Source organism: Stappia sp., assembly GCF_048268045.1.
Classification (GTDB): Bacteria; Pseudomonadota; Alphaproteobacteria; order Rhizobiales; family Stappiaceae; genus Stappia.
The window spans coordinates 1-21,049 of the sequence record NZ_JBLWWG010000013.1 but is presented as its reverse complement, the minus strand read 5'-3'; the positions used below and the strand labels follow the sequence as shown (position 1 = coordinate 21,049).

16 protein-coding genes and 1 tRNA gene are annotated in these 21,049 nt (G+C 64.9%); 7 read left to right on the top strand and 10 right to left on the bottom strand.

Annotation, left to right across the window (positions count from 1 at the left end; all coding sequences use genetic code 11):
* Window positions 1-28: 28 nt before the first annotated feature.
* A complete protein-coding gene (locus tag ACN0WF_RS17580) occupies window positions 29-709 on the top strand; it encodes an HAD family hydrolase (RefSeq protein WP_417774072.1) in 681 nt (226 codons plus the stop codon).
* Here the strand turns inward: ACN0WF_RS17580 and ACN0WF_RS17575 are convergent.
* Window positions 690-1,802 carry a hypothetical protein gene (locus ACN0WF_RS17575; protein WP_417774071.1) on the bottom strand — a complete coding sequence of 371 codons (1,113 nt, stop codon included), beginning with the start codon at window positions 1,800-1,802 and terminating at the stop codon, window positions 690-692. The two genes, ACN0WF_RS17580 and ACN0WF_RS17575, sit on opposite strands and share 20 nt — an antisense overlap.
* A 368-nt stretch (window positions 1,803-2,170) precedes the next feature.
* On the opposite strand from ACN0WF_RS17575, the gene ACN0WF_RS17570 reads away from it, so the two are divergent.
* Window positions 2,171-2,245: transfer RNA gene (locus ACN0WF_RS17570), tRNA-Val, on the top strand.
* A 291-nt stretch (window positions 2,246-2,536) separates the two neighbouring features.
* Here the strand turns inward: ACN0WF_RS17570 and ACN0WF_RS17565 are convergent.
* The gene (locus ACN0WF_RS17565) at window positions 2,537-3,421 is read right to left on the bottom strand and encodes a hypothetical protein (RefSeq protein WP_417774070.1); all 885 of its coding nucleotides are present in this window, start codon (window positions 3,419-3,421) and stop codon (window positions 2,537-2,539) included.
* Between the two features lie 451 nt (window positions 3,422-3,872).
* Between ACN0WF_RS17565 and ACN0WF_RS17560 the strand changes: the two genes are divergently transcribed.
* Together ACN0WF_RS17560 and ACN0WF_RS17555 are read left to right on the top strand one after the other, a co-directional pair.
* Window positions 3,873-4,910 (top strand): GlxA family transcriptional regulator, encoded by a 1,038-nt coding sequence (locus ACN0WF_RS17560; RefSeq protein ID WP_417774069.1) that lies wholly within the window; start codon window positions 3,873-3,875, stop codon window positions 4,908-4,910.
* 379 nt (window positions 4,911-5,289) lie between these two features.
* Complete coding sequence (locus ACN0WF_RS17555) at window positions 5,290-7,338, top strand: EAL domain-containing protein (RefSeq protein WP_417774068.1); 2,049 nt, start codon at window positions 5,290-5,292, stop codon at window positions 7,336-7,338.
* An 83-nt stretch (window positions 7,339-7,421) separates the two neighbouring features.
* Here ACN0WF_RS17555 and ACN0WF_RS17550 read toward each other — a convergent pair whose 3' ends face one another.
* The 4 genes from ACN0WF_RS17550 to ACN0WF_RS17535 all read right to left on the bottom strand — a co-directional run bounded on the left by ACN0WF_RS17550 (window position 7,422) and on the right by ACN0WF_RS17535 (window position 11,968).
* On the bottom strand, window positions 7,422-8,222 hold the full coding sequence (locus ACN0WF_RS17550; protein ID WP_417774067.1) for an amino acid ABC transporter ATP-binding protein: 801 nt from the start codon (window positions 8,220-8,222) through the stop codon (window positions 7,422-7,424).
* Window positions 8,223-8,271: 49 nt separating this feature from the next.
* On the bottom strand, window positions 8,272-9,573 hold the full coding sequence (locus ACN0WF_RS17545; protein WP_417774066.1) for an ABC transporter permease subunit: 1,302 nt from the start codon (window positions 9,571-9,573) through the stop codon (window positions 8,272-8,274).
* Between the two features lie 4 nt (window positions 9,574-9,577).
* Window positions 9,578-10,780 carry an amino acid ABC transporter permease gene (locus ACN0WF_RS17540; RefSeq protein WP_417774065.1) on the bottom strand — a complete coding sequence of 401 codons (1,203 nt, stop codon included), beginning with the start codon at window positions 10,778-10,780 and terminating at the stop codon, window positions 9,578-9,580.
* Window positions 10,781-10,951: 171 nt separating this feature from the next.
* Window positions 10,952-11,968, bottom strand: coding sequence for an amino acid ABC transporter substrate-binding protein (locus ACN0WF_RS17535; RefSeq protein ID WP_417774064.1), 1,017 nt, complete (start codon window positions 11,966-11,968; stop codon window positions 10,952-10,954).
* A gap of 279 nt (window positions 11,969-12,247) precedes the next feature.
* Here ACN0WF_RS17535 and metC point away from each other — a divergent pair, with 279 nt between their 5' ends.
* Window positions 12,248-13,426, top strand: a complete 1,179-nt coding sequence (gene metC, locus ACN0WF_RS17530; protein WP_417774063.1) for a cystathionine beta-lyase — start codon at window positions 12,248-12,250, stop codon at window positions 13,424-13,426.
* A 33-nt stretch (window positions 13,427-13,459) separates the two neighbouring features.
* Here metC and ACN0WF_RS17525 read toward each other — a convergent pair whose 3' ends face one another.
* Genes ACN0WF_RS17525 through ACN0WF_RS17510 form a run of 4 tightly spaced genes read right to left on the bottom strand, consistent with a single transcriptional unit; the run spans window position 13,460 to window position 17,255 of the window.
* Entirely contained in the window at window positions 13,460-13,774 is a 315-nt protein-coding gene (locus ACN0WF_RS17525; RefSeq protein WP_417774117.1) for a lipid-A-disaccharide synthase N-terminal domain-containing protein, read from the bottom strand.
* Window positions 13,775-13,783: 9 nt separating this feature from the next.
* Complete coding sequence (locus ACN0WF_RS17520) at window positions 13,784-14,611, bottom strand: glycosyltransferase family 2 protein (protein ID WP_417774062.1); 828 nt, start codon at window positions 14,609-14,611, stop codon at window positions 13,784-13,786.
* Window positions 14,608-15,525, bottom strand: coding sequence for a phosphatase PAP2 family protein (locus ACN0WF_RS17515; RefSeq protein ID WP_417774061.1), 918 nt, complete (start codon window positions 15,523-15,525; stop codon window positions 14,608-14,610). The genes ACN0WF_RS17520 and ACN0WF_RS17515 overlap by 4 nt, the downstream gene beginning before the upstream one ends.
* Window positions 15,522-17,255: an ArnT family glycosyltransferase gene (locus ACN0WF_RS17510; RefSeq protein WP_417774060.1), complete on the bottom strand. Its 1,734-nt coding sequence runs from the start codon at window positions 17,253-17,255 to the stop codon at window positions 15,522-15,524. The genes ACN0WF_RS17515 and ACN0WF_RS17510 overlap by 4 nt, the downstream gene beginning before the upstream one ends.
* A 348-nt stretch (window positions 17,256-17,603) precedes the next feature.
* Between ACN0WF_RS17510 and ACN0WF_RS17505 the strand changes: the two genes are divergently transcribed.
* Together ACN0WF_RS17505 and ACN0WF_RS17500 are read left to right on the top strand one after the other, a co-directional pair.
* Complete coding sequence (locus tag ACN0WF_RS17505; RefSeq protein ID WP_417774059.1) at window positions 17,604-18,422, top strand: phosphodiesterase; 819 nt, start codon at window positions 17,604-17,606, stop codon at window positions 18,420-18,422.
* A gap of 321 nt (window positions 18,423-18,743) precedes the next feature.
* The gene (locus tag ACN0WF_RS17500; protein ID WP_417774058.1) at window positions 18,744-20,888 is read left to right on the top strand and encodes a putative bifunctional diguanylate cyclase/phosphodiesterase; all 2,145 of its coding nucleotides are present in this window, start codon (window positions 18,744-18,746) and stop codon (window positions 20,886-20,888) included.
* The last annotated feature ends 161 nt before the right edge of the window (window positions 20,889-21,049 follow it).

Sequence of the window (21,049 nt, the reverse complement as noted above, 5' to 3'; positions counted from 1 at the left end):
GCTCCGACCGCAACCGACCGGAGCGCCCATGCCCTCACCCGTCCTTCTGATCGATCTCGACGGCACGCTTGTCGACACCCGCCACGACCTCGCCGCAGCGGTAAACCGCGTTCTTCTGGCGGAAGGACTGGAAACCGTGACGATCGAGAGCCTCGGCCATCTCTTCGGCCATGGCGGACGGGCGATGCTGGCGAAGGCGCTCGCCGACAACGGCATCGCCACCCCCGAGCGAACGGAGATCGAACGGCTCAACGCGCTCTTCGTGGAAGAATACAGGGCCGACATCGCCGGCCTCAGCCGCCCCTTCCCCGGCGCGGCGGAAACAATCGCGGCGCTGCGCGCAAGCGGCTGGCTGACCGCCGTCTGCACCAACAAGTCCGAGGCCCTCGCCGGCCATCTGCTGGAGCGGCTTTCCCTGGACGGCCTCTTCGACGCGCTCGTCGGCGGCGACACCTTCGCCCGCGCCAAACCCGATGCCATGCCGCTCTTCGGCGCGATCGAACGCGCCGGCGGCGCGCGCGCGGGATCGGTCATGCTCGGTGACAGCCGCACCGACATCGACGCGGCCCGCGCCGCGGCCCTGCCCGTCGTTGCCGTGACCTTCGGATATACGGATGTGCCCGTGGCCGAGCTCGAGCCAGACGTCGTGATCAATGCCTATAGCGAACTGCCCGAGGCGCTCGCTGGCCTCAACCGGGAAAGCCGGTGACAAGGCGCGACCAGCTTTCCGACGCAAGTCCGCCGGCATAGAGGTCTCCCGAACGCGCAGCCTCGCGAACGGCCTCGTCGTGGCTCGAGAAACAGAAGAACCCCCGGTGCCGGAAGGTCATCCGCCGCTGCATCTGCAACGCCACCAGATTGGCGCCGTTGACGATGCCGCGCGCCTGCGCGAAGCCCTGCCGGTCGAGATGGCCAAGCAGCGCCGCGGTGGCGAGATCCTCCCGCCCGACCCCGGCGATCAGGTTGAGCACGGCAACCCGCCCACCCGGCCTGCCGCAATAGGCAAAGGCGGCAAAGGGCGCTGCGGCGCCCTGCTCGAACGCCAGCTCCAGATGCAGGTCACCGAGATCGGGGTTCCTCCCGGCCATCTCGCACAGCCAGGAGAATTCGCCAGCCAGCCAGTTGGGGCGCACCCGAAACCGCGACAGCAGGTCGTCCGCCGCCTTGCGGAAGCGCTCGGTGTCCACCGCCTCGATACGAACGCTGTTCGTCTCCGGCGCCCGCAGGCTCTTGCGCACCCGGCGCAACGCACGGTCGACAAGCCCGGTGAGGGGCGCGGTCAGGGCGGATGGAGAGGCGGACAGGAAGCGCGCGATGGCGGGCAGATGCGCCCTCAGCCGGACGCGCAAACGGGTTTCGAGCGCGGCCATTGGGCGAAACACGCGCTGCCAGTCGAGACTTTCGACGGCAAGCGTCTCGCCGCCGGCCGCGCGCCAGTGGCCGGAACTCTGCGCCGACGACGTGTCCGAGAACAGAAAGCCGTGCGGCACGCCGCGAAAGTGGCGGTTGAGCGCTGCGGCCGCGCGCAAGCCGCTGCGGCCGAACGACATGTAGCTGCACAGGAGGCGGCCGAGGACAGGGCGACCGTCGACCAGAAAACTCATGGGAATGCTGAGCAGGACACCGTCGAGCGCACCATCTGGCGCCTGATGCACAAGACTGCCGTTGTCCTGCGACAGCAGCGGGCTGCCGAAGCACAACGCCTGCAGGTAGGTCTCCAGTTCCCCGGTCCGCCCAGACGCCCTGCCGCGAAAGACGGACAGGAACATGCGCGAAACCTGCGGCAGGTCGTCGAGGGTCATGGCCCGCACACAGCCCCCCTGCTGCGCCGCGCCCTCGGGCGCTGAAGATCGATCCACTTCGTTTGCCCCGTAAACGATCATCCCCGCCGCCCCTTGCGCATCGCCTCCACCCGCCTGACGGCAAGCCATTTGCGCCCAAGGATAGGACTGAAAGGCTTTCAGTCAGCTTTACAAACGCAACAAACGCATGATTTCCGCCCTTGCGGCCGGCAATCGCTTCCTTGGCTAACCCGGCGCTCGGGCCCGGCGGCACCTCCTCTTGCCCATGCGGCCGCGCTCGCGCCCTTTCAAAATCCACAGCCGTGCAAAAACCGGCTTGCGCAAATCCTTTCCATCCCTTAGACAACCGCCACCAGCCGAAACGGCCCGGGCGATTAGCTCAGCGGGAGAGCATTCCGTTCACACCGGAAAGGTCACTGGTTCAATCCCAGTATCGCCCACCATTCCCCGAAGTACCTGACATAAGCGTGTGCAAAGCCAACAGGCTTGATCGCACCGACCCTGAACAGGCCTGCGCCGACCAATGGCGTCGCACGTCTTTGGTCAGATGACGGGGATGGCCACGAACGCGCCCTCAGCACATGCAGCCGTTTCAGCGAGTCCCCGTCGAGCCGCGCCGGCTTCAGTGCGCACCACTCCCCCTCGACCGCGCCTCGCCCCTTGAATCCGTTTCGCGAAACTTCGCCCCAACCAGTTGATTTGATTCTCCTACCCGCGCCCGTTGAATCAGTTTCTCAGGCACAGCCTTGCCCGCGCACGATGCGGCGCAGGATCTCGCGGTAGGCCGCATGGGTCGCCGGCGCGCTGCTTGCCGCGAGGAAGGACAGCAACTCCGTTCCCTCCAGCACATCGGCGAGGAAGGCGTTGGCGAAGGCTTCGGCCGTATGGCCAACGGTCAGCGCCGGCCCGAGGATCTGACCGAAGCTGCGGTAGTACCGCCGCGAATGCCCGCCGCCACGCTCCAGATCATAAACCGCGCCGATGAAATCGCTGATTTTCACCAGCGCATGAGGGACCGTCGCCTCCCTGTCGGAGCGCAAGGCCAGGGCGCTACGGCCAAGCAGCGCCAGGGCTTCCTCCATGCGCCCGACATTCCAGACGGCGGCGAAGGTTCCAGCCGCGCCGGGATCGGGAACAAGATGCAGCAACCGCGCCCGCGCCGCGGAGGGGAAATGCGCCAGCGCCAGCCGAGCATCCCCCTTCTCGCGGCTGCCGGCCATGGCGCTTTGCAGACGCCCGTCCAGCGTTGCCCTGTCGCGCCGGATCGCCGGCGCAAGCCAGAGGGACCGCCCGTTCGCCACGCCCCGCCCGTGGAAGTCGACCGCGTGCCCGATCTCATGGGCGACAACCGCCACCCAGCCGGCCCCTTCCGGCATTTCCGCCCAGCTCGCCGGCGCGACGACATAGTGATGGCCAGTTCGATAGAGCCCGCGCGCGCCGGGAAAGAACTTGCGGGCAACGGGCGGTGTCGCATTGAACGCCCGCACCGCGTCGGGATGGGCGCTGGCGGAGAAGGCCGAGACATAGCGGCGCTCGAACGGTGTGCGAAGCGCGAAACCCGCTCCAGCCTTCACCTGATGACGCCGGCACCGCCCCGCCGCGCCGTTCGCGGTCCGCACACCGGTCTCCATGAACAGAACGCGCCGGAACGCAGACGAAATCCGCCGGCTTTCCGACAAGGCGAACAATCCCGCTCCGGGTAAAAAGCCGACACCCGGCGCGCACCGCCCGCCCGCAGACACGACGCCAGCTCATCGCAGCTTTCTCGCAGCGAAAACACATCCGGGACCGGCGTCTTTTCAATGACATGCGCCACGAAGACGTCCCGCGACCGCGCGGCCGGGAGCGTATCATGTGTCATTTCGATTTCATTCTATGATTTACTTGAAATGGCGAGAAACCCCGGAAGCCTCGATGTATTACCCCGTGAATTTATTTGACATGCAAATTCATGAGGCACAGACTGATATGAAAGAAAAAACATATAGCTTCCAGAAGACTTGAGAACGGACAGAGCCCATGACACAGCCCCCGTCTCGAGACGGACGCAGCGGCGTGGAGGTCACCGCGATGACCGATACCGCAGGCACGCGGAGGAACACCGGAGACATCGAGACGCAGCGGGTCGCGCTGGTCCTTCTCGACCAGTTCTCGATGATTGCCTTTACGTCCACCATCGAGCCGATACGCATCGCCAATCGCGTGCTCGGGCGCGACTTCTATGACTGGAAGACCTATTCGCTCGACGGCGCCCCCGTAACGGCAAGCAACGGCTGCAAGCTTTCCGTCGACGGCTCCGTCAGCGAATTGCAGGACGCCGACATCACGCTCATCTGCGCCGGCGTTGATGTCGAGCGGGTCAGCCTGCCGCGCGATCTCGGCGTGACGCTGCGCCGCCTCAACGCCAGGGGCCGTACCTACGGAGCGATTTGCACCGGTTCCTATGTTCTCGCCCGCTACCATCTGCTCGACGGGCGCCGCTGCACCATCCATTGGGAGAATATCCGCTCCTTCCGGGAGGAATTCCCGGACATCGACATTTCGGCGGATCTCTTCGCCATCGACCGGAACTGCATCACCTGCGCCGGCGGCATGGCCGCTCTCGACATGATGCTCAGGGTCATCGCCATCCAGCACGGCGCCTATCTCGCGCATGAGGTGGCGGAGGTCGCGCTCTACCAGAACATGCGCTCCGGCGAGAGCGCGCAGCGCCACGACCTGGAAAGCCGCACCGGCATCTCCAACGTCAAGATCCTCGACGCGATCCGCATCATGGACCTGCACATCGAGGACCCTCTATCCTGCCAGCAGCTCGCCATGACGGTGAACCTGAGTCCGCGCCAGCTCGAGCGCCTGTTCCGCCGCCATTTCGACTGCACACCCGGCCAGTATTACCTGAAACTGCGCCTCGAGACGGCACGGGACCTGCTCCGCCGGACCAATCGCGCCGTGCTTGACGTGGCCATCGCCTGCGGCTTCGCGTCGACCTCGCATTTCACCAAGTGCTACCGTGAGCGCTACGGCTGCACTCCGACCGAGGAGCGCCAGTCGTACTTCTGGGCTCAGGGACCGCGAAAGGCCGCGGCACGGCAGGTGGTCGCCGTCTGAGACGCACCCCGGCCGCACCTGAGACTACTTTGCCTGGGGAAAGAGGACGCGGGCCGCCGGCGCGAAAACGACTGGCCACCGCATGAGTTTTCGCGCGCGCTCCGGCACAACTCCCTTTTCCATTTCCTGTTTTCGACAGCCCTTGGGGCGACCTCCCCCTCCGCGCGACACAACATCCCACGGACGCTATGCAAAAACGCGTATGACACGCGTCCCGAGAAACAGTATCGACTGATCTTGAGTGTCAAAAGACGTTGGAAACCTTTCTGTAATATCAAATTCAGAAGACACAAAATATACGAATTCAAACCTGCGAGTGCATTGTATAGACGAGAAAAATCGTCGACTGGCCAGTGCGCCGCTGAGGACTGACGGCAAAATGGATTCGCTCTTATCGCGTTTGGAGGGCCTGCGTTTCACGCTGCAGGAAGCACTGATCGCGCTTCTTCCCTACATCGTGATCTTTTCGATCGCACAGATCGCGGGCGCGGCGGCGCGGATCGAGTCACTGGCCATTCCGCAAGACTGGCGCCTACTGATCGACACAACGGCGTGGCTGCTGTCCTATGCGATGCCGCTGGTTCTTATCGTCTCCATTTCCTTTCACCTGGCCGCGCTGCTTCACATAGACCGCATCATCTCCTCCTGCCTGTGCCTTGCCATCTTCCTGAGCCAGATGAAGCTGCAAGACAGGGCATTGCTGATGCCCGACTTCGCCGCCGCCTTTGCCATCCTCACGCCGATCACCGCGCTCACCATCTTCGCCGGCCTCCTGAGGCTGCCGTTGCCACGCCTGGAGCACGGGGCTCTCAGCTACAATCTGACCACCTCGATCAACCTGGCTCTTCCCGCTGTGGCGACCTTCCTGCTCACCCATGCGGCGATGCATCTCGTGCATCTTTGGGGGGGCACGATCTATCACGCGACCGTCGGCGCGTTCACCGACCTGAGCCACGCGGCGGGCGTCACCCTTTATTCTCTCGCCAGCCAGTTTCTCTGGTTCTTCGGGCTCCACGGCGAGAACATGCTGCGGGTCGCCGTCGACAAGTCCTATCTCGCGAGCGAGATCGTGCCAGGCCTCAGGCACGACACCTTCTTCGACCAGTTCGGCCAGATCGGCGGCTGCGGCATGACCATCTCGCTCGGGCTTGCGGTGCTGTTGTGCGCCCGCGACCGTCACATGCGCACCGTCGCGCTGCTCGGCCTCCCCTTCGCGGTGTTCAACGTCTCCGAGATCTTCATCTTCGGCCTGCCGCTTGTCCTCAACCTCAACCTGTTGTTGCCGTTCCTGCTGGTGCCGTTGGCCTGCCTGACGGTCGGCTATGCGGTCGTCTCGCTCGGTCTGCTCACCTTCTCCGGCACAACGGTGCCCTGGGCAACGCCGGTGCTCCTCAATATTTACCTGTCGAGCGGCAGCCTGGCCGGCGTCGCCGTGCAAGCCGGGCTGATCCTGTTCGGCGCGTTGCTCTACGCACCCTTCGTCCTGCGCTACAGCCGCAGCGCCCATGGCGCGCTGCTGAGCAAGGTTCTGCACGAGGAAGCGGACTTCAGCGAGACCATGCGCCGCCAGCACGGCCGCGCCATCCAGGACACGCACGCGCGCCTGCGTCTCAGCAGCCGTCGCACCCGCGAGGCCGTCGACCTTCTTCGCCGCAATGCGCTGCTGCTGTACTTCCAACCCAAGATCGACACGATGTCCGGCGCCTGCATCGGCTTCGAGGCGTTGCTGCGGGTGCGCCTGCGCGACGGAACGGTGATCGGCCCAAGTTTTCTCGAAACGCTGGAAAACGCCGGCTTCGCGCGGATGATCGACCGATGGGTCTGCCGGCGGGCACTGGAGCAACTGCCGCAGATGAGAGATGCGCTCGGCGACAACCTCACCATCTGCATCAATCTGCATCCCGAAACCATCAGCGACGCCTCCACCGTCGACTGGATCGCCCAGGCCTTCGCCGGCCTGCCGGTCGGTTTCGAGATCATCGAACGCGGCATGCGTCGCGACGGCGTCTTCGTCGACAACCTGAAACGTCTGCGCGGCGCCGGCGCGAATCTGTCCATCGACGACTTCGGCGCCGGTTATTCAAACCTGGCGGAACTGGTCAACCTTCCCATCGACACCATCAAGTTCGACCGGACGCTCCTCGTCCGCGCCGAATGCGAAAAGGGGCGCGCGCTCTATACGACGCTCGCCGGCCTTTGCCGCGAACTCGGATTCCAGGTCGTCGCCGAGGGCGTCGAGACAGAGACCCAGTACCGCCTGGTGCGCAGCTGCGGCATCGATGTGGTCCAGGGCTGGTACTTCGCCAAGGCGTTGCCGATGCAGGAGGCGCTGGCCTATGCCCTCGCCCACCGCGCACCATCCGCCGCCGTCGCCAGGCCGGATCCCGCGCCCGCAGCCATGCCCCTTGCCCTGCCGAGCATGATCTAGGCGGACGTAGCCTCATGCGCACATGGCGACGCCGGCGCAAGGCGCCGGCGTCGCTGCATCGTCGTTTCAACCTGAGCCCGTGTTCAGTGCAGGATCTGGCTCAGGAAAAGCTGGGTCCGCTCGTGCTGCGGGTTGGTGAAGAAGCTCTCCGGCTCGTTCTCCTCGACGATCTGCCCCGCGTCCATGAAGATCACCCGGTTGGCAACCTGACGGGCGAAGCCCATCTCGTGGGTGACGCAGAGCATGGTCATGCCCTCTTCCGCGAGCCCGACCATCACGTCGAGCACCTCCTTGATCATCTCCGGATCGAGCGCCGAGGTCGGCTCGTCGAACAGCATGATCTTCGGCGACATGCACAGCGAGCGGGCAATCGCCACACGCTGCTGCTGGCCGCCGGAGAGCTGGCCCGGGTACTTGTTGGCCTGCTCCGGGATCTTCACCCGCTCCAGATAGTGCATGGCGACTTCCTCGGCCTTGGCCTTGGGCATCTTGCGCACCCAGATCGGCGCCAGCGTGCAATTCTCCAGGATCGTCAGATGCGGGAACAGGTTGAAGTGCTGGAAGCACATGCCGACCTCGCGGCGAATCTCGTCGATCCGCTTGAGATCGTCGGTGAGTTCGATGCCGTCCACGGCGATCGAACCCTTCTGGTGCTCCTCCAGGCGGTTGATGCAGCGGATCATCGTCGACTTGCCGGACCCAGAGGGTCCGCAGATGACGATGCGCTCGCCGCGCATCACCTTGAGGTTGATGTCACGCAGCACGTGGAAGTCCCCGTACCACTTGTTCATGTTGGTAATCTCGATGGCCACGTCGGTCTCGGACACGGTCATCTTCGGGCGGGTGATCTCCGCGGTATCCATATCGACTGCGTTTCCGGTCATTGCGATTGCTCCAGGCGTCGTTTTTCCATATCGGCGGTGCGGGCGCGGATCAGCGCTTGTGCCCGGTGTGCAGTCGGCGCTCCATGTAGATGGAATAGCGCGACATGCCGAAACAGAAGATCCAGTAGATGAAGGCGGCGAAGATGAAGCCCGTCGCCGGTGTGTTGGGAGAGGCCCAGCGGGCGTCGGAGAAGTTCTGCTGAACGATACCGAGCAGGTCGAACAGGCCGATGATCAGCACCAGGCTCGTGTCCTTGAACAGGCCGATGAAGGTGTTGACGATGCCCGGAATGACGAGCTTCAGCGCCTGCGGCATGATGACGAGCCATATGCCCTGCCAGAACGACAGGCCCATGGCATCGGCCGCCTCGTACTGGCCCTTCGGGATCGCCTGGAGACCGCCGCGCACCACCTCCGCCATATAGGCCGAGGCGAACAGCGCGACGCCGATCAGCGCCCTGAGAAGCTTGTCGAAGTTGACGCCGTCGGGAAGGAACAGCGGCAGCATCACCGATGACATGAACAGCACGGTGATCAGCGGCACGCCGCGCCAGAACTCGATGAAGATCACCGAGATCAGCTTCACGGCCGGCAGCTTGGAGCGCCGCCCGAGGGCGAGCAGGATGCCGAGCGGAAACGAGGCGACGATGCCGACGATGGCGACGACCAGCGTCAACAGCAGGCCGCCCCAGCGCTGCGTCTCCACCGGTTCCAGGCCAAAGTCGACGGCGATCACGAAGAACACCAGAGCCAGCGCGGCAAGCGCCATGCCCGTGCCCTTCAGCGGTCCGGCCAAATCGAGTCTGGCATTGCGGCAGACCCCGGCGACGATGACGAGAAGAACCGCCGAGAACACCAGATAGCCGACCCAGAACTCGGTCGAGAAATCGACATTGCCGCCCGTCAGCAGGATGAAGCCGGCGATCGGGAAGACGACGAGCAGATAGGCAACCGTCTCCCGCTTGAACGGAATGCTCGGGATCGCCGCGGGAACCAGGCCGGCGATCAGAAGCAGGCCGGTAAGATCGACCCGCCAGCGCTCCTCGAACGGATAGCGGCCGTACATGAACTGGCCGAACTTGGCATCGACGAAGGCCCAGCAGGCCCCGGCCCCCGGTACGATGCAAGCCTCGCGGTCATCGCCGACATAGACCGCGTCGATGAAGAGCCAGTTGATCATCGGCGGCAGGATCAGCGCCAGCATGGCGAGCCCCACGATCGTCAGGATCGAGTTGCCGATGCTGTCGAACAGATTGTCGCGAATCCAGCCGATGAGGCCGGTCTTGGTCACCGGAGGCGTCAGCCGGGGTGCCTCGTCGCTGCGCAGATACGCGATGGATGGCTTGGTCATGATCCTACCTCTCCACCAGCGCCATGCGCCCGTTGTACCAGTTCATGAAGCCCGAGGTCGCCAGCGACAGGGTGAGGTAGACGAGCATGGTGATGCTGATCACCTCGACGGCCTGGCCGGTCTGGTTGAGCACGGTGCCCGAGAACACCGCGACGAGATCCGGATAGCCGATGGCCACCGCGAGCGAGGAGTTCTTGGTCAGGTTGAGGTACTGGCTGGTCAGCGGCGGGATGATCACCCGCATCGCCTGCGGAACGACGACGAGCTGAAGCGTGCGCCGCGGCCGCAGTCCCAGAGAGAAGGCCGCCTCCGTCTGGCCGTGCGAAACGGCGAGAATGCCCGCGCGCACGATCTCGGCGATGAAGGACGCCGTGTAGAGCGACAGACCGAGGAGCAGGGCCAGAAACTCCGGATTGATCACCCGCCCGCCTGCGAAATTGAAGCCCCTGAGCTCGGCGAAGGAGAGCCCGATGGGCAGCCCGGCCGCGAAGAAGACGACGAGAGGAAGTCCGATGATCAGGCCAAGGCCCGACAACAGGGTCGGGAACTGCTGGCCGGTCGCCATCTGCCGCTTGCGCGCCCACCGGGAGATGGCGATGGTCGCCGCCAGGCCGAGCAGGAAGGCGAAGAGAACGGCATTGCTGCCCGGCTGGGCAACCACCTGCGGCAGGATCAGTCCGCGATTGTTGAGGAAGACGCCCGGCAACGGCTCGAGCGACTGCCGTGGAGAGGGCAGCACCGAGAGCACCGCCTTGTACCAGAACAGAAGCTGCAGAAGCAGCGGGATGTTGCGCAGCGTCTCGACATAGATGGTGGCGATCTGCCGGATGACGAAATTCTTGGAAAGACGCGCGACGCCGACGATGAAGCCGATGATCGTGGCAAGCACGATGCCGATGCTGGCGACGACGAGCGTGTTGATCAGGCCAACGAAGAACGCCCGGAGGTAGGTGCTGTCGTTGGTATAGGGAATAAGCGTCTGCGAAATGTCGAAACCGGCCCGCTCATTGAAGAAGCCCAGACCGGACGCAATGTTCGCGCGTTCGAGATTTACTCTGGCATTGTGCACAAAGAACGCGAGAATCGTGATCAGCGCGACGATGACAAGTATCTGGAAGATCCACCCGCGCACGCGCGGATTGTAGAACCAGGATGCACTTGTCCCGTCGCCTGCACGCTCGCCCTTGGCGGAGCTAACAGGAGTCATGTCCGACTTTATCCCCTCGCCCGGGTCGCCGGAACTTCAAACGACCCGATGATCTGCCCTTGGCCAGGCTTGATATGACCCGATTGTTCGGGTTCTTTTGCCTGTTTTGATTGCCTGTTTTTTGAAGGAAACACGGCCCGGCACCATGGCGCCGGGCCGCGAATTCACGCCTTAGCGGATCGGCGGCGCGTACTGCAGGCCGCCCTTGGTCCACAGCGCGTTGATGCCGCGGGCGATGCCGAGCGGCGTGTCCGGGCCGACGTTGCGGTCGAACACTTCGCCGTAGTTGCCAACGTGCTTGATCACCTTGGCGGCCCAGTCATTGCTGAGACCGATGGCCTCGCCGAACTGGCCCTCGACGCCGAGCAGACGACGGATGTTCGGGTTCTCGGAGGTCATCATCTCGTCCACATTGGCCGAGGTCACGCCGAGCTCTTCGGCGTTCAGCATGGCGTAGCTCACCCACTTCACCAGGTTGAACCACTGGTCATCGCCCTGGCGAACGACCGGGCCAAGCGGCTCCTTGGAGATGATCTCCGGAAGCACCATGTGGTCGCCCGGATTGGTGAGCTGCAGGCGGATCGAGTAAAGGCCCGAAGCATCGGTCGTGTAGACGTCGCAACGGTTGGCGTCATAGGCGGCGTTCACTTCCTGAAGCTGCTCGAACACGACCGGCTTGTAGTCCATGCCGTTCGCCTTGAAGTAGTCCGTCAGGTTCAGCTCGGTCGTGGTGCCGGTCTGCACGCAGACCGAGGCGCCGGACAGCTCGAGTGCCGAAGTCACGCCGAGCGACTTGCGCACCATGAAGCCCTGGCCGTCGTAGTAGTTCACGCCGGTGAAGTTGAGGCCGAGCGTCGTGTCGCGGCTCATCGTCCAGGTGGTGTTGCGGATCAGCACGTCGACTTCGCCGGTCTGGAGAGCGGTGAAGCGCTCCTTGGCGGTCAGCGGCGTGAACTTCACCGCATCCGCGTCGTCGAAGATCGCAGCCGCGATCGCGCGGCAACCGTCCACATCAAGACCGGTCCAGTTGCCGGCGTCATCCGGCGCGGCAAAGCCCGCCAGTCCGGTGTTCGTGCCGCATTGCAGGAACCCCTTCGTCTTGACGTCATCAAGCGTCGCCGCCGAAGCAGCCGCGGCCGAAAGGCCAAGCGCCGCGCCAAGCACGATCGGAAGGATTTTTGTCGTCATGGATATGCAGCCTTCTGTTCTGCCCTGTATGTTCTGGGTGTTATCGAGATCACGCCGTCAGGGAGGAGAATGCTGCCACGTTGTAGAAAAAAAACACCGAAAACTCCCCCCGACGAACCTGGTCGCTTGTTGTTTGACCTAGACCCGTCATCGTCATCTCATGACTGCATTCGATGGCATTTAGGGCTAGGGGTCAAGGGGCCGACGCAAAGTAAGGCGCGATTTGTGAGTAACTTTTCACATCGCGAAAACTCAATCACCCACGCCGAAAGGGACTGAATGTCTGCGTCACGACCAACCACGAACACGGGTCTGGCGACCCGTCTTGCCCACACGGGACGTTATCCTGCCGATTTCCACGGCTTTGTGAATCCGCCCGTTGTCCACGCGTCAACCGTGCTTTTTCCCGACACTGCAACGATGCTGTCCGGCAACCAGACCTTCCACTACGCGCGTCGCGGAAACCCGACGACGAACGCACTCGAGGAGGCCATGGCGGAGATCGAGGGCGCGGCCGGTGCCAAGCTCGCCAACTCCGGGCTCAACGCGATCTCGCTGGCGCTGCTCTCCTGCCTTTCCTCCGGCGATCACCTTCTGGTGACCGACAGCGCCTATGGGCCGACCCGGCATGTGGCGGAGACCGTGCTGCGCCGCATGGGAATCGAAGTCGACTATTACGATCCGACCATCGGCGCCGGCGTTGCCGCGCTGTTCAAGCCGAACACCCGCGCCGTGATGACCGAAGCCCCGGGCTCGCTCACCTTCGAAATGCAGGACATTCCCGCGATCGCCGAGGCCGCTCATGCCGCCGGCGCGACGGTCCTCATGGACAACACCTGGGCAACGCCTGTGTATTTCCGCCCGCTCGACCACGGCGTCGACCTGTCGATCCAGGCGGGCACGAAATATATCGTCGGCCATTCCGACGCGATGCTGGGCACCGTTGCGGCAAGCGAGCGGGCCTTCGAGGCGCTCGACGCCACCGCCGGCGCGCTCGGCATCCATGTCGCTCCCGATGACGTCTACCTCGGCCTGCGCGGTCTGCGCACCATGAAGGTTCGTCTCGACCGGCACATGGCAAGCGGCATCGAGATCGCGCGCTGGCTGGAGACCCGCCCCGAGGTCGCCCGCGTGCGCCATCCAGCTCTCGAGCAGGATCCAGGCCATGCCATCTGGAAACGCGACTTTACCGGCGCGTCGGGCCTCTTCGCCTTCGACTTCACCGACGACATCACGCCGGAACGCTCCTACGCCTTCCTCGACGCGCTGAAGCTCTTCGGTCTCGGCTACTCCTGGGGCGGCTTCGAGAGCCTTGCCATCCCGGTCAGGCTCAAGGGCGCGCGCACGGCGACGCCGATGCCCCAGGGCGGCCCCAGCATCCGCCTGCACATCGGGCTGGAGGACACCGACGACATCCGCGCCGACCTGGAAGCGGGGTTCGCCGCGCTCCGCGGCTGACCGCCCGCCTGCCGAAAACCGGCGGCACGGCCCTCAGTCCCTGGGGCCGTGCCGCTTCTCGCGGAAAATCAGCCAGATATTGCGGAAGTAGATGAACAGGCCGAGCCCCTGGCCGGCAATGAACACCGGATCGCCCGCCTGGATCGCGTAGATCAGCAACAGGCTGCCGCCGCTGATCGAGAAAAACCAGAACGCCACCGGCACGATGGAGCGCCCCGCCCTCTCGGAGGCGACCCACTGCACGACAAAGCGCATCATGAACATCGCCTGCGCCACGAAGCCGAGCAGAACCCAGGCATCGAACCGCTGGACGAAGACGAGGTGGAGCCAGGAAAGAAGCTGGTCGATCACGCGCGGTTACTCCTTCAGCGCCGGGGGCACTGCCCCCCTTTCGCCCGTTGCCATCCCCCCGGATATCCCCTCCCCGAAGCCGGCGACCGCAGAAACCTCAGGCACGCGCTTGCGCCGGCGCCGCAGCCACCACACGCCGAAGAGATCCAGCGCCCCGACGAACGCACGGTCGAGGATGCCGTATTTCGACGTTCCGTGCCGCCGCTGCCGGTCGACGATGTCGACATGCGTCACGCCATGCCCCTCGCGCAGCACCAGCGCCGGCAGGAACCGGTGCCAACTGTCGAAATAGGGGAGCTGGAGAAACACCTCCCGGCGGATCGCCTTGAGGCCGCAGCCGGAATCCCGCGTCTGGTCCTTGAGCAGCGCGCCGCGCAGGCGGTTTGCGAGTTTCGAGGCGATGCGCTTGGCCCGGCTCGCCTTGCGCCCGACGCGCTGTCCGGCGGCCAGCGCCACGCCCTCGCCGGCGCTCTCGAGGGCGGCGACCAGCGCCGGAATATAGGCCGGATCGTTCTCGCCATCGCCGTCGATGGTGACGAGAATATCGCCGCGCGCCGCGTGCAGACCGGTGCGCACCGAGGCGCTCTGTCCGCAGGCGACCGCATGGCGCATCGCCCGCAGCCAGGGCGTGCGGCTCGCCAGATCCGCCAGCATCTCCGAGGTGCCGTCACTCGAGCCGTCGTCGATGACAATCACCTCGAAGCTGCGGCCGGAAAGAGCCGCGGCGATCTCCGACAGCAACTCCGGCAGGTTCTCGCGCTCGTCCTTCGCCGGCACGACGACGGAAATCCCGGGAACGACCTCGATGCCGGATGCCGGCCCATCGCTCGTCATTCTGACGTCTCCTTGCCAAGGGGCCGTGCCCCTGTCGCGGCGCGCCACAGCGCCTTGATGCCGGCCTTCGCGCTCACCCGCCCCATCAGCGGATAGATCCGGCCATCGGGATCGAAACCGAAGCCCATCCGCCGCTGCGCCATGAAGCGCGCCACGGCGACGGCGACACTCGCGCCGAGCAGCGTGCCGGCGATGACGTCGCTGGGGTAATGCGCGCCGACCATGATGCGGCTGAAGGCGATCCAGAATGCCGAGACGACAATGAGCCAGCGATAGCTCGGAACCAGGATCGCAAGCGTGGTCGCCAGCGCCGCGATGGTGGTCGAATGACCGGAAGGAAAGCTCGTGAACGCACCCTTGAACGACAGGAAGTCGAAATGCATCGGTCCAAGCTCCTCGTAGAGCTTGGGACGTGCCCGGCCGAGCGCGTTCTTCAGCACCAGCGCGATAACACCGCTCAATGCCACCGAGGCGAAGATGAAGGCGCAATAGGTCCACAAAGCCGACAGCGTCATGCGCACACGCCAGGACAGGCGTTCCCAGTCAAGGGCCAGCGTCAACAGGCAGTAGAGGCCCGTCGACCAGAGGATCCAGTGCCCCTTGCCGAGATCCGTGATCACGGCGAATGCCTGGCGGTATTCCCCCGGCAGCGAGCGCAGCCAGGGATAGGTCGGAATGTCGAGCGCGATGACGGCAATACCAACCGTGAAGAGCAGCACGGCAAGCAGATCCTGCGGACTGTGGCCGGGCGGCAGCGGCGGCCGGTCATGCGCGACCCGCTCGTTGCGGTGCCGCCAGATCGCGCGGATGCGACCGGCGTTGTCCTTCGCCCGGGCAAGCCAACGGCGCCAGCGCGCCTTGAGACCGCGCTCCCGCGCGCCAGCGCCCTTGTTGCTTCCCGTCATGTCGCTCATCGCGTCAGGTCCGTTGCGCGGTAGAGACCGAAGTCGAGTTCGTCCCCGCCGTTGATGTTGAAGCCGCTCACCCGCAGCGCGCTCGGCGCCTGGGCCTCTCCGTATCCGCCGAGCGCGGCCAGGAAGGCCGCCTCCTCGCGCCCCTCCACCACGGCGACGCGGCAGGCTCCGGCTGGCGCCTCACGCAGGAAGGCAGCCGCTTCCGCGGCGCTCGAGGGGCGGGTGTCGGTGCCTTGCAGGAAGATGTAACTCGGCTCGTTGAAGCCGACATTCGCAACCTCGGGCGCCGCGCAACCGGCACTGGCGCGCACCGCATCGGCAAGACGCGGGCTGATCCAGATCGGAGAAAGCGCCGGCATCGTGAAGGCCCAGGTGGCGACGACCAGAAGCAGGCCCGCCAGCAGCGTCGGCGGCAGCGAGCGGAACGCTTCGCCGCGCGCCATCAGCCGCGTCGCGGCAAGGGCCGGCACCAGCGCGAGCGCGGCGATCACCGCCCCCGGCGGGGACGGCCATACGCCGAAGACCGCCGGCGCGACGAAGTTCGCCGCGGCAACGCCGATGGCCGGGATAACCAGTAGAGCCGCGGCCGCATAGCGCCAGCCGCGCCCCGGCACCGGCCCTTCGGCGGCAAGCAGGATCGCCGCCAGCAGCGCGACCGCCGGCAGCAGCGGCATGGTGTAGTGCGGCAGCTTCGTCGCCGTCAGCTCGAACACCGCCCAGCTTGGCAGGATCCAGCACAGCGCGAAGACGACGGCCGGCATCCGCAGCGACCGACGCACGCGCGGCAGCGCCAGCAGCGCGAAGGCCGGCAGCGGCCAGAAGGTGGCAAGGGCGGCGGCAAGATGGGTCAGCGGCGGCGCGCCATGGCTTTCCTGTCCGGTGGCGACCTTTCCGAGCAGATCCTTGCCGACGGCCTCGGCGAAGAAGGCACCATCGGTCTGAATGTAGATCGCCACGAACCAGGGGGCCACGAGCAGCACGAAAGCTGGAAGACCGAAGAGCGGACGCAGACGCGACAGCCAGCGCAACTCGCGGTGCCACAAGCAAAGGGCGACAAGCGTCAGGCCGACCACCATCGGCCCGACCGGTCCCTTGATCAGGACGGATACGGCAAGCGCGATCCAAAAGAGCGCCGGAAGCCCCCAGCGCCGGAGACGGGACAACGCCTCGGCGCTGCGCGAAAGCCAGATCCGCGCGAGCGCGCCCTGAGCGGCGAGGATCGTCGCCAGCAGCGCCGCGTCGGTCTTTGCAAGCCGCGCCTCGACGCCGACGATCAGGGCCGCCGCGACCAGAGCGCCGGCGACCAACGCCGGTCGCGGTCCGGCGAAGGCGCGCGTGCACCAATAGGTCAGAAGGACGGCAAGCAACGCGCCGATCTGCGAGGGCAGCCGGTAGACCCAGATCGGCGCATCAGCCCCAAGTCCGCTCGCCTCGACCGCCAGCGCCTGCAACCAATAGATGCCCACCGGCTTCTTGTGGCGCGCCTCCTGCTGGAAGCGAATGTCGACATAGTCACCCGTTTCCACCATCTGCTTGGTGGCCTGGGTGAAACGCGGTTCGTCGCGGTCGAGCGGCGGAACCTGGGTTACCCCGGGTGCGAAAAAGAGAACCGAGAGAACGATCAGAAGTGCGGGCGCGACAAACCGGCGACCGAGCAGGCGCAGCCACAGCCCGTCCTGCGTCGTCCCGGCCTGCCGGGTTGCGGATTGCTGAGTGGACGTCTCGCTCATCGTCGCCATGCCTGTTCTACGGGCGCCATGCCGGCACCCCGTGCGGTGCACACGCTCGCGCCCCGCGCTTCCTACATGAGCGCGGGCAAAAGGGAAACCACAGGATCGCCGCAGGCTTTCGAACACCGTAAACGTGGCGCGCACGCCACGTTGTCGCCGGCCCGCGAAACGGCAAGCCGGCTCACGAAACCCCGCGACTGCTGGCCCGCGCGCCATCCGACACGGGTCCCTTGGCCCTTCACCATGACAATTTTATCGGTTAGCAATCAATGCGTTCCCCGCGAAACTGCGGGAATGGAGCCAGTCACCCGACGGGTGAGAGAAAAACCGGGCCAGGAGACATCCGTCATGACCCTGATCGCACAAATCACCGACCTGCACCTGCGTCCGCGCGGCCTGGCCTGCTACCGGGTCAGCGAGACCAACATGCTGGCCGGCCGCGCCATCGCCACGCTCAACGCCCTCGACCCGCAACCCGATGCGGTGGTCATCACCGGCGACCTCGCCGACAAGCCGGACCCTCACGAGTATGAAGGCGTCCAAAGGCTCGTCAATCGCTTGAAGGTTCCTGTCTATGTGATTCCGGGGAATCACGATTCCACCCGGATGATGCGCGAGATACTGACCGGCGTCGGACCGATCAACCAGGGCACGGGCGACAAGATCCACTACGCCGTCGAGATCGGAGGCCTGCGCCTCGTCGCCCTCGACACCTCCGTTGGCGGCCCCCCGCACGGCACCCTCGGCGACGCGCAGCTCGACTGGCTCGACGCGACACTCTCGGCAAACAACATGCCGACGCTGATCGCCATGCACCACCCGCCGGCGGTGACCGGTCTGAAGCACATGGACGGCATCGGACTGACGGATTCGGCCGCCTTCACGGAGATCGTCGCCCGCCACCCCCATGTCGAGCGCATCATGTGCGGCCATGTGCACCGCACAATCATCACCTCCGTCGGCGGCCGGGTGATGACGCTTGCGCCCAGCACCGGCCATCAGGTCAACCTCGACCTTTCCGACCGGGACGACGGGCAGTTCATCATGGAGCCGCCCGCCTTCTTCCTGCACCAGCAGATGGAGACCGGCGTCGTCAGTCACCTGGCCTATGTCGAAGCCTACCCAGGGCCCTTCCCCTTCTACGCCGACGAAAACGTCAGCTGGTAGCCAAGCCTGCCGCCGGCCCCTGCAGATGACGCAAGGGCCGGCGCGCCGTTTCAATAAGAATGCCTGCTAAAGTGCATCGATATTAATACGAAGGTCGCCAATCCTTCGTCAATTTTGCAATGCAGCAAAATAGAGACTTCCTCGCGGCATACACTCTTCAAACATGCGCTGACGGTTATATCCCTTCGATTTCAAATATTGTTTTCATCAAAGCTGTCACCTCGATTTTTTTTGTGTCACACTTCGATTGCTGACCGTGAAATGCAGCGTTCCAGTTGTGGAGGGTCGCGCTGCCTGCTGGTTTTTCGAAAGAGAGACGCCGTGAATGTCAGACGCAAAACCAATTCGCGAGAGGCCGGGCTTTCCAGCGCCCATGGACGGGATGACGATGCCAGGTCGCTGATCCTCCTCGAAAGCGCGCTCCCCTTCGCCGTCCTCGGCCTCGCCCGCCGCGAGGGCGCCATCGTTATCGACTACGTCAGCGAAAGCTGTCGTCACGTCTGGCACAAAAGCCGAGAGGAAATCGGCTCGAGCTTCGAGCGCCTCCTCGAGAGCTTCCATCCCGACGACGTCGACGAAGTGCGCGCGGCGCTGTCCAAGGGCGAACTGAGCGACGCGGAATGGAGCATCACCGTCCGCGTCCTCGATCCCGACGGCACCGCACGCTGGACACTCGTGCGCGGCATTCCGTTCGATGGCGTCACCGTGGGCCGCTGGAGCATTCTGGTCACCGACGTCAGCGCCCAGCTTCGCGCCGTCGCCGACCTTCAGACAAGCGAAAGCCGGCTGCGCGCCCTGGCTGAGAGCATCCCCGGCGTCGCGTTCCACTCGCTGACGGACTCCAGCGGCAGCCAGACGATGTCCTTCCTGAGCGCGGCCTGCGAGGAAATATGGGAGCTCGACTCCGGTCGCATACGCGAACAACCCGAAATCCTGTGGGAGATGGTCGTGGCAGAGGACACCCCTCCCCTTCGCGCCTCTCTCGATGCCTCCGCGGAAACGCAGTCGGCCTGGTTTCACCGCTGGCGGATCCTCACCCCGTCCGGCCGGATGAAATGGCTGGAAGGGCGCGCCCAGCCGGAGCGAACCGCGGATGGCGGGGTGTCCTGGAACGGCCTCATTCTCGACGTGACCGATCAGTTGCGCCAGGAAGAGGAGATCCGGCATCTGGCCGAGTATGACGACCTCACCGGGCTCGCGAATCGCGCACTTCTGCGCCAGCGGCTCACCGAGACTCTCGCGGCCAGCCAGAAGGACGGAGCTTTCGGAGCCTTGCTGCTGCTGGACCTCGCCGGCTTCCGCGACATCAACGACCGTCTCGGCTACAACGCCGGTGACGCCTTCCTGAGGATCACCGCGGAACGGCTGCGCGGCTTTGCCAAGACGGAGGAGCTCGTCGCGCGCCTTGGCGGCAACGAGTTCGGCCTGGTGATGACCGACATCGCCAACGCGGAAGAACTGCAGGTGGAGATCAACCGTATCGCCGCCGGCCTGTCCCACCCAACCGTTATCGAGGAGCGGGTCGTTTCGACCGGCGTCGCGATTGGCGCCGCGCTGATGCCTCGTGACGGACCGACGACGGATGCCCTGATGCGCCACGCCAACATCGCGCTTCACGAAGCCAAGGCGACCGGGCGCCCGTCCTTCATGCTCTACACGCCTGAAATGAGCATCGTTCGCGAGCGCCGGCGAAAACTGGCCGACTCACTGCGTGCAGACATCGACCGCCATGCCGTCGACATTGCCTTCCAGCCCATCGTCGACACCCATACCGGCGCCCACCGCGGCTTCGAGGCTCTGGCGCGCTGGACGCTCAACGGCAGCGCGGTCGCCCCGTCCGAGTTCATTCCGCTGGCTGAGGAAGCCGGTCTCGCCGTCGAACTTGGCCAATTGCTGATGATCCAGTCGCTCAGGCGCGCGGCCCGCCTGCGCAGCAGCGCCGGCGATCCGGGGCCGATCTCTGTCAATGTGTCGGCAAGTCAGCTGCGCGACGACGGCTTCGTCGCGACGGTGGAAACGCTGATCCGCGAGTTCGACCATCCGCCCGAGGCGCTGGAGATCGAAGTGACGGAAACGGTGATCCTTGGCCCCTGGGCAGACATGATCGCCGCCACCTTGCGCAAGTTGCGCGGCCTTGGCATCCGCATCGCCCTTGATGACTTTGGCACCGGATACGCCTCACTCGCCCATCTGAAGAAGTTCCGGGTCGACCGGCTGAAGATCGACCGGTCGTTCATCAGCGAGATCGAGACCCAGCCGGACGACGAGGTGATCGTCAAGGCGATCATCGGCCTGGCGGATGCGCTCGGCATGGACGTGGTCGCTGAAGGCGTGGAGACCGACGACCAGCGAGACTTCCTGCGCCGATATGGCTGCCCCTGCTCTCAGGGTTACCTCTTCGGCCGCCCGACCTGCGACGACGCGGAACTGACCGCCTATCTTTCGGCCAGACAAGCGTCAAACTGACGTCCGCCCGCCCGGACAAGACAAGACGCGAAAGCTGGAACTCCAGGCCTTCAACGCGCGCAACTGATGGGAAAGTTTGGCGACTGGTCTGCCCCCAGAAAAGTGGTCCTTCTTGAAGTAGGCTTTCGAGCCAGATGGAGGACGAACGAATGGGACAGAAG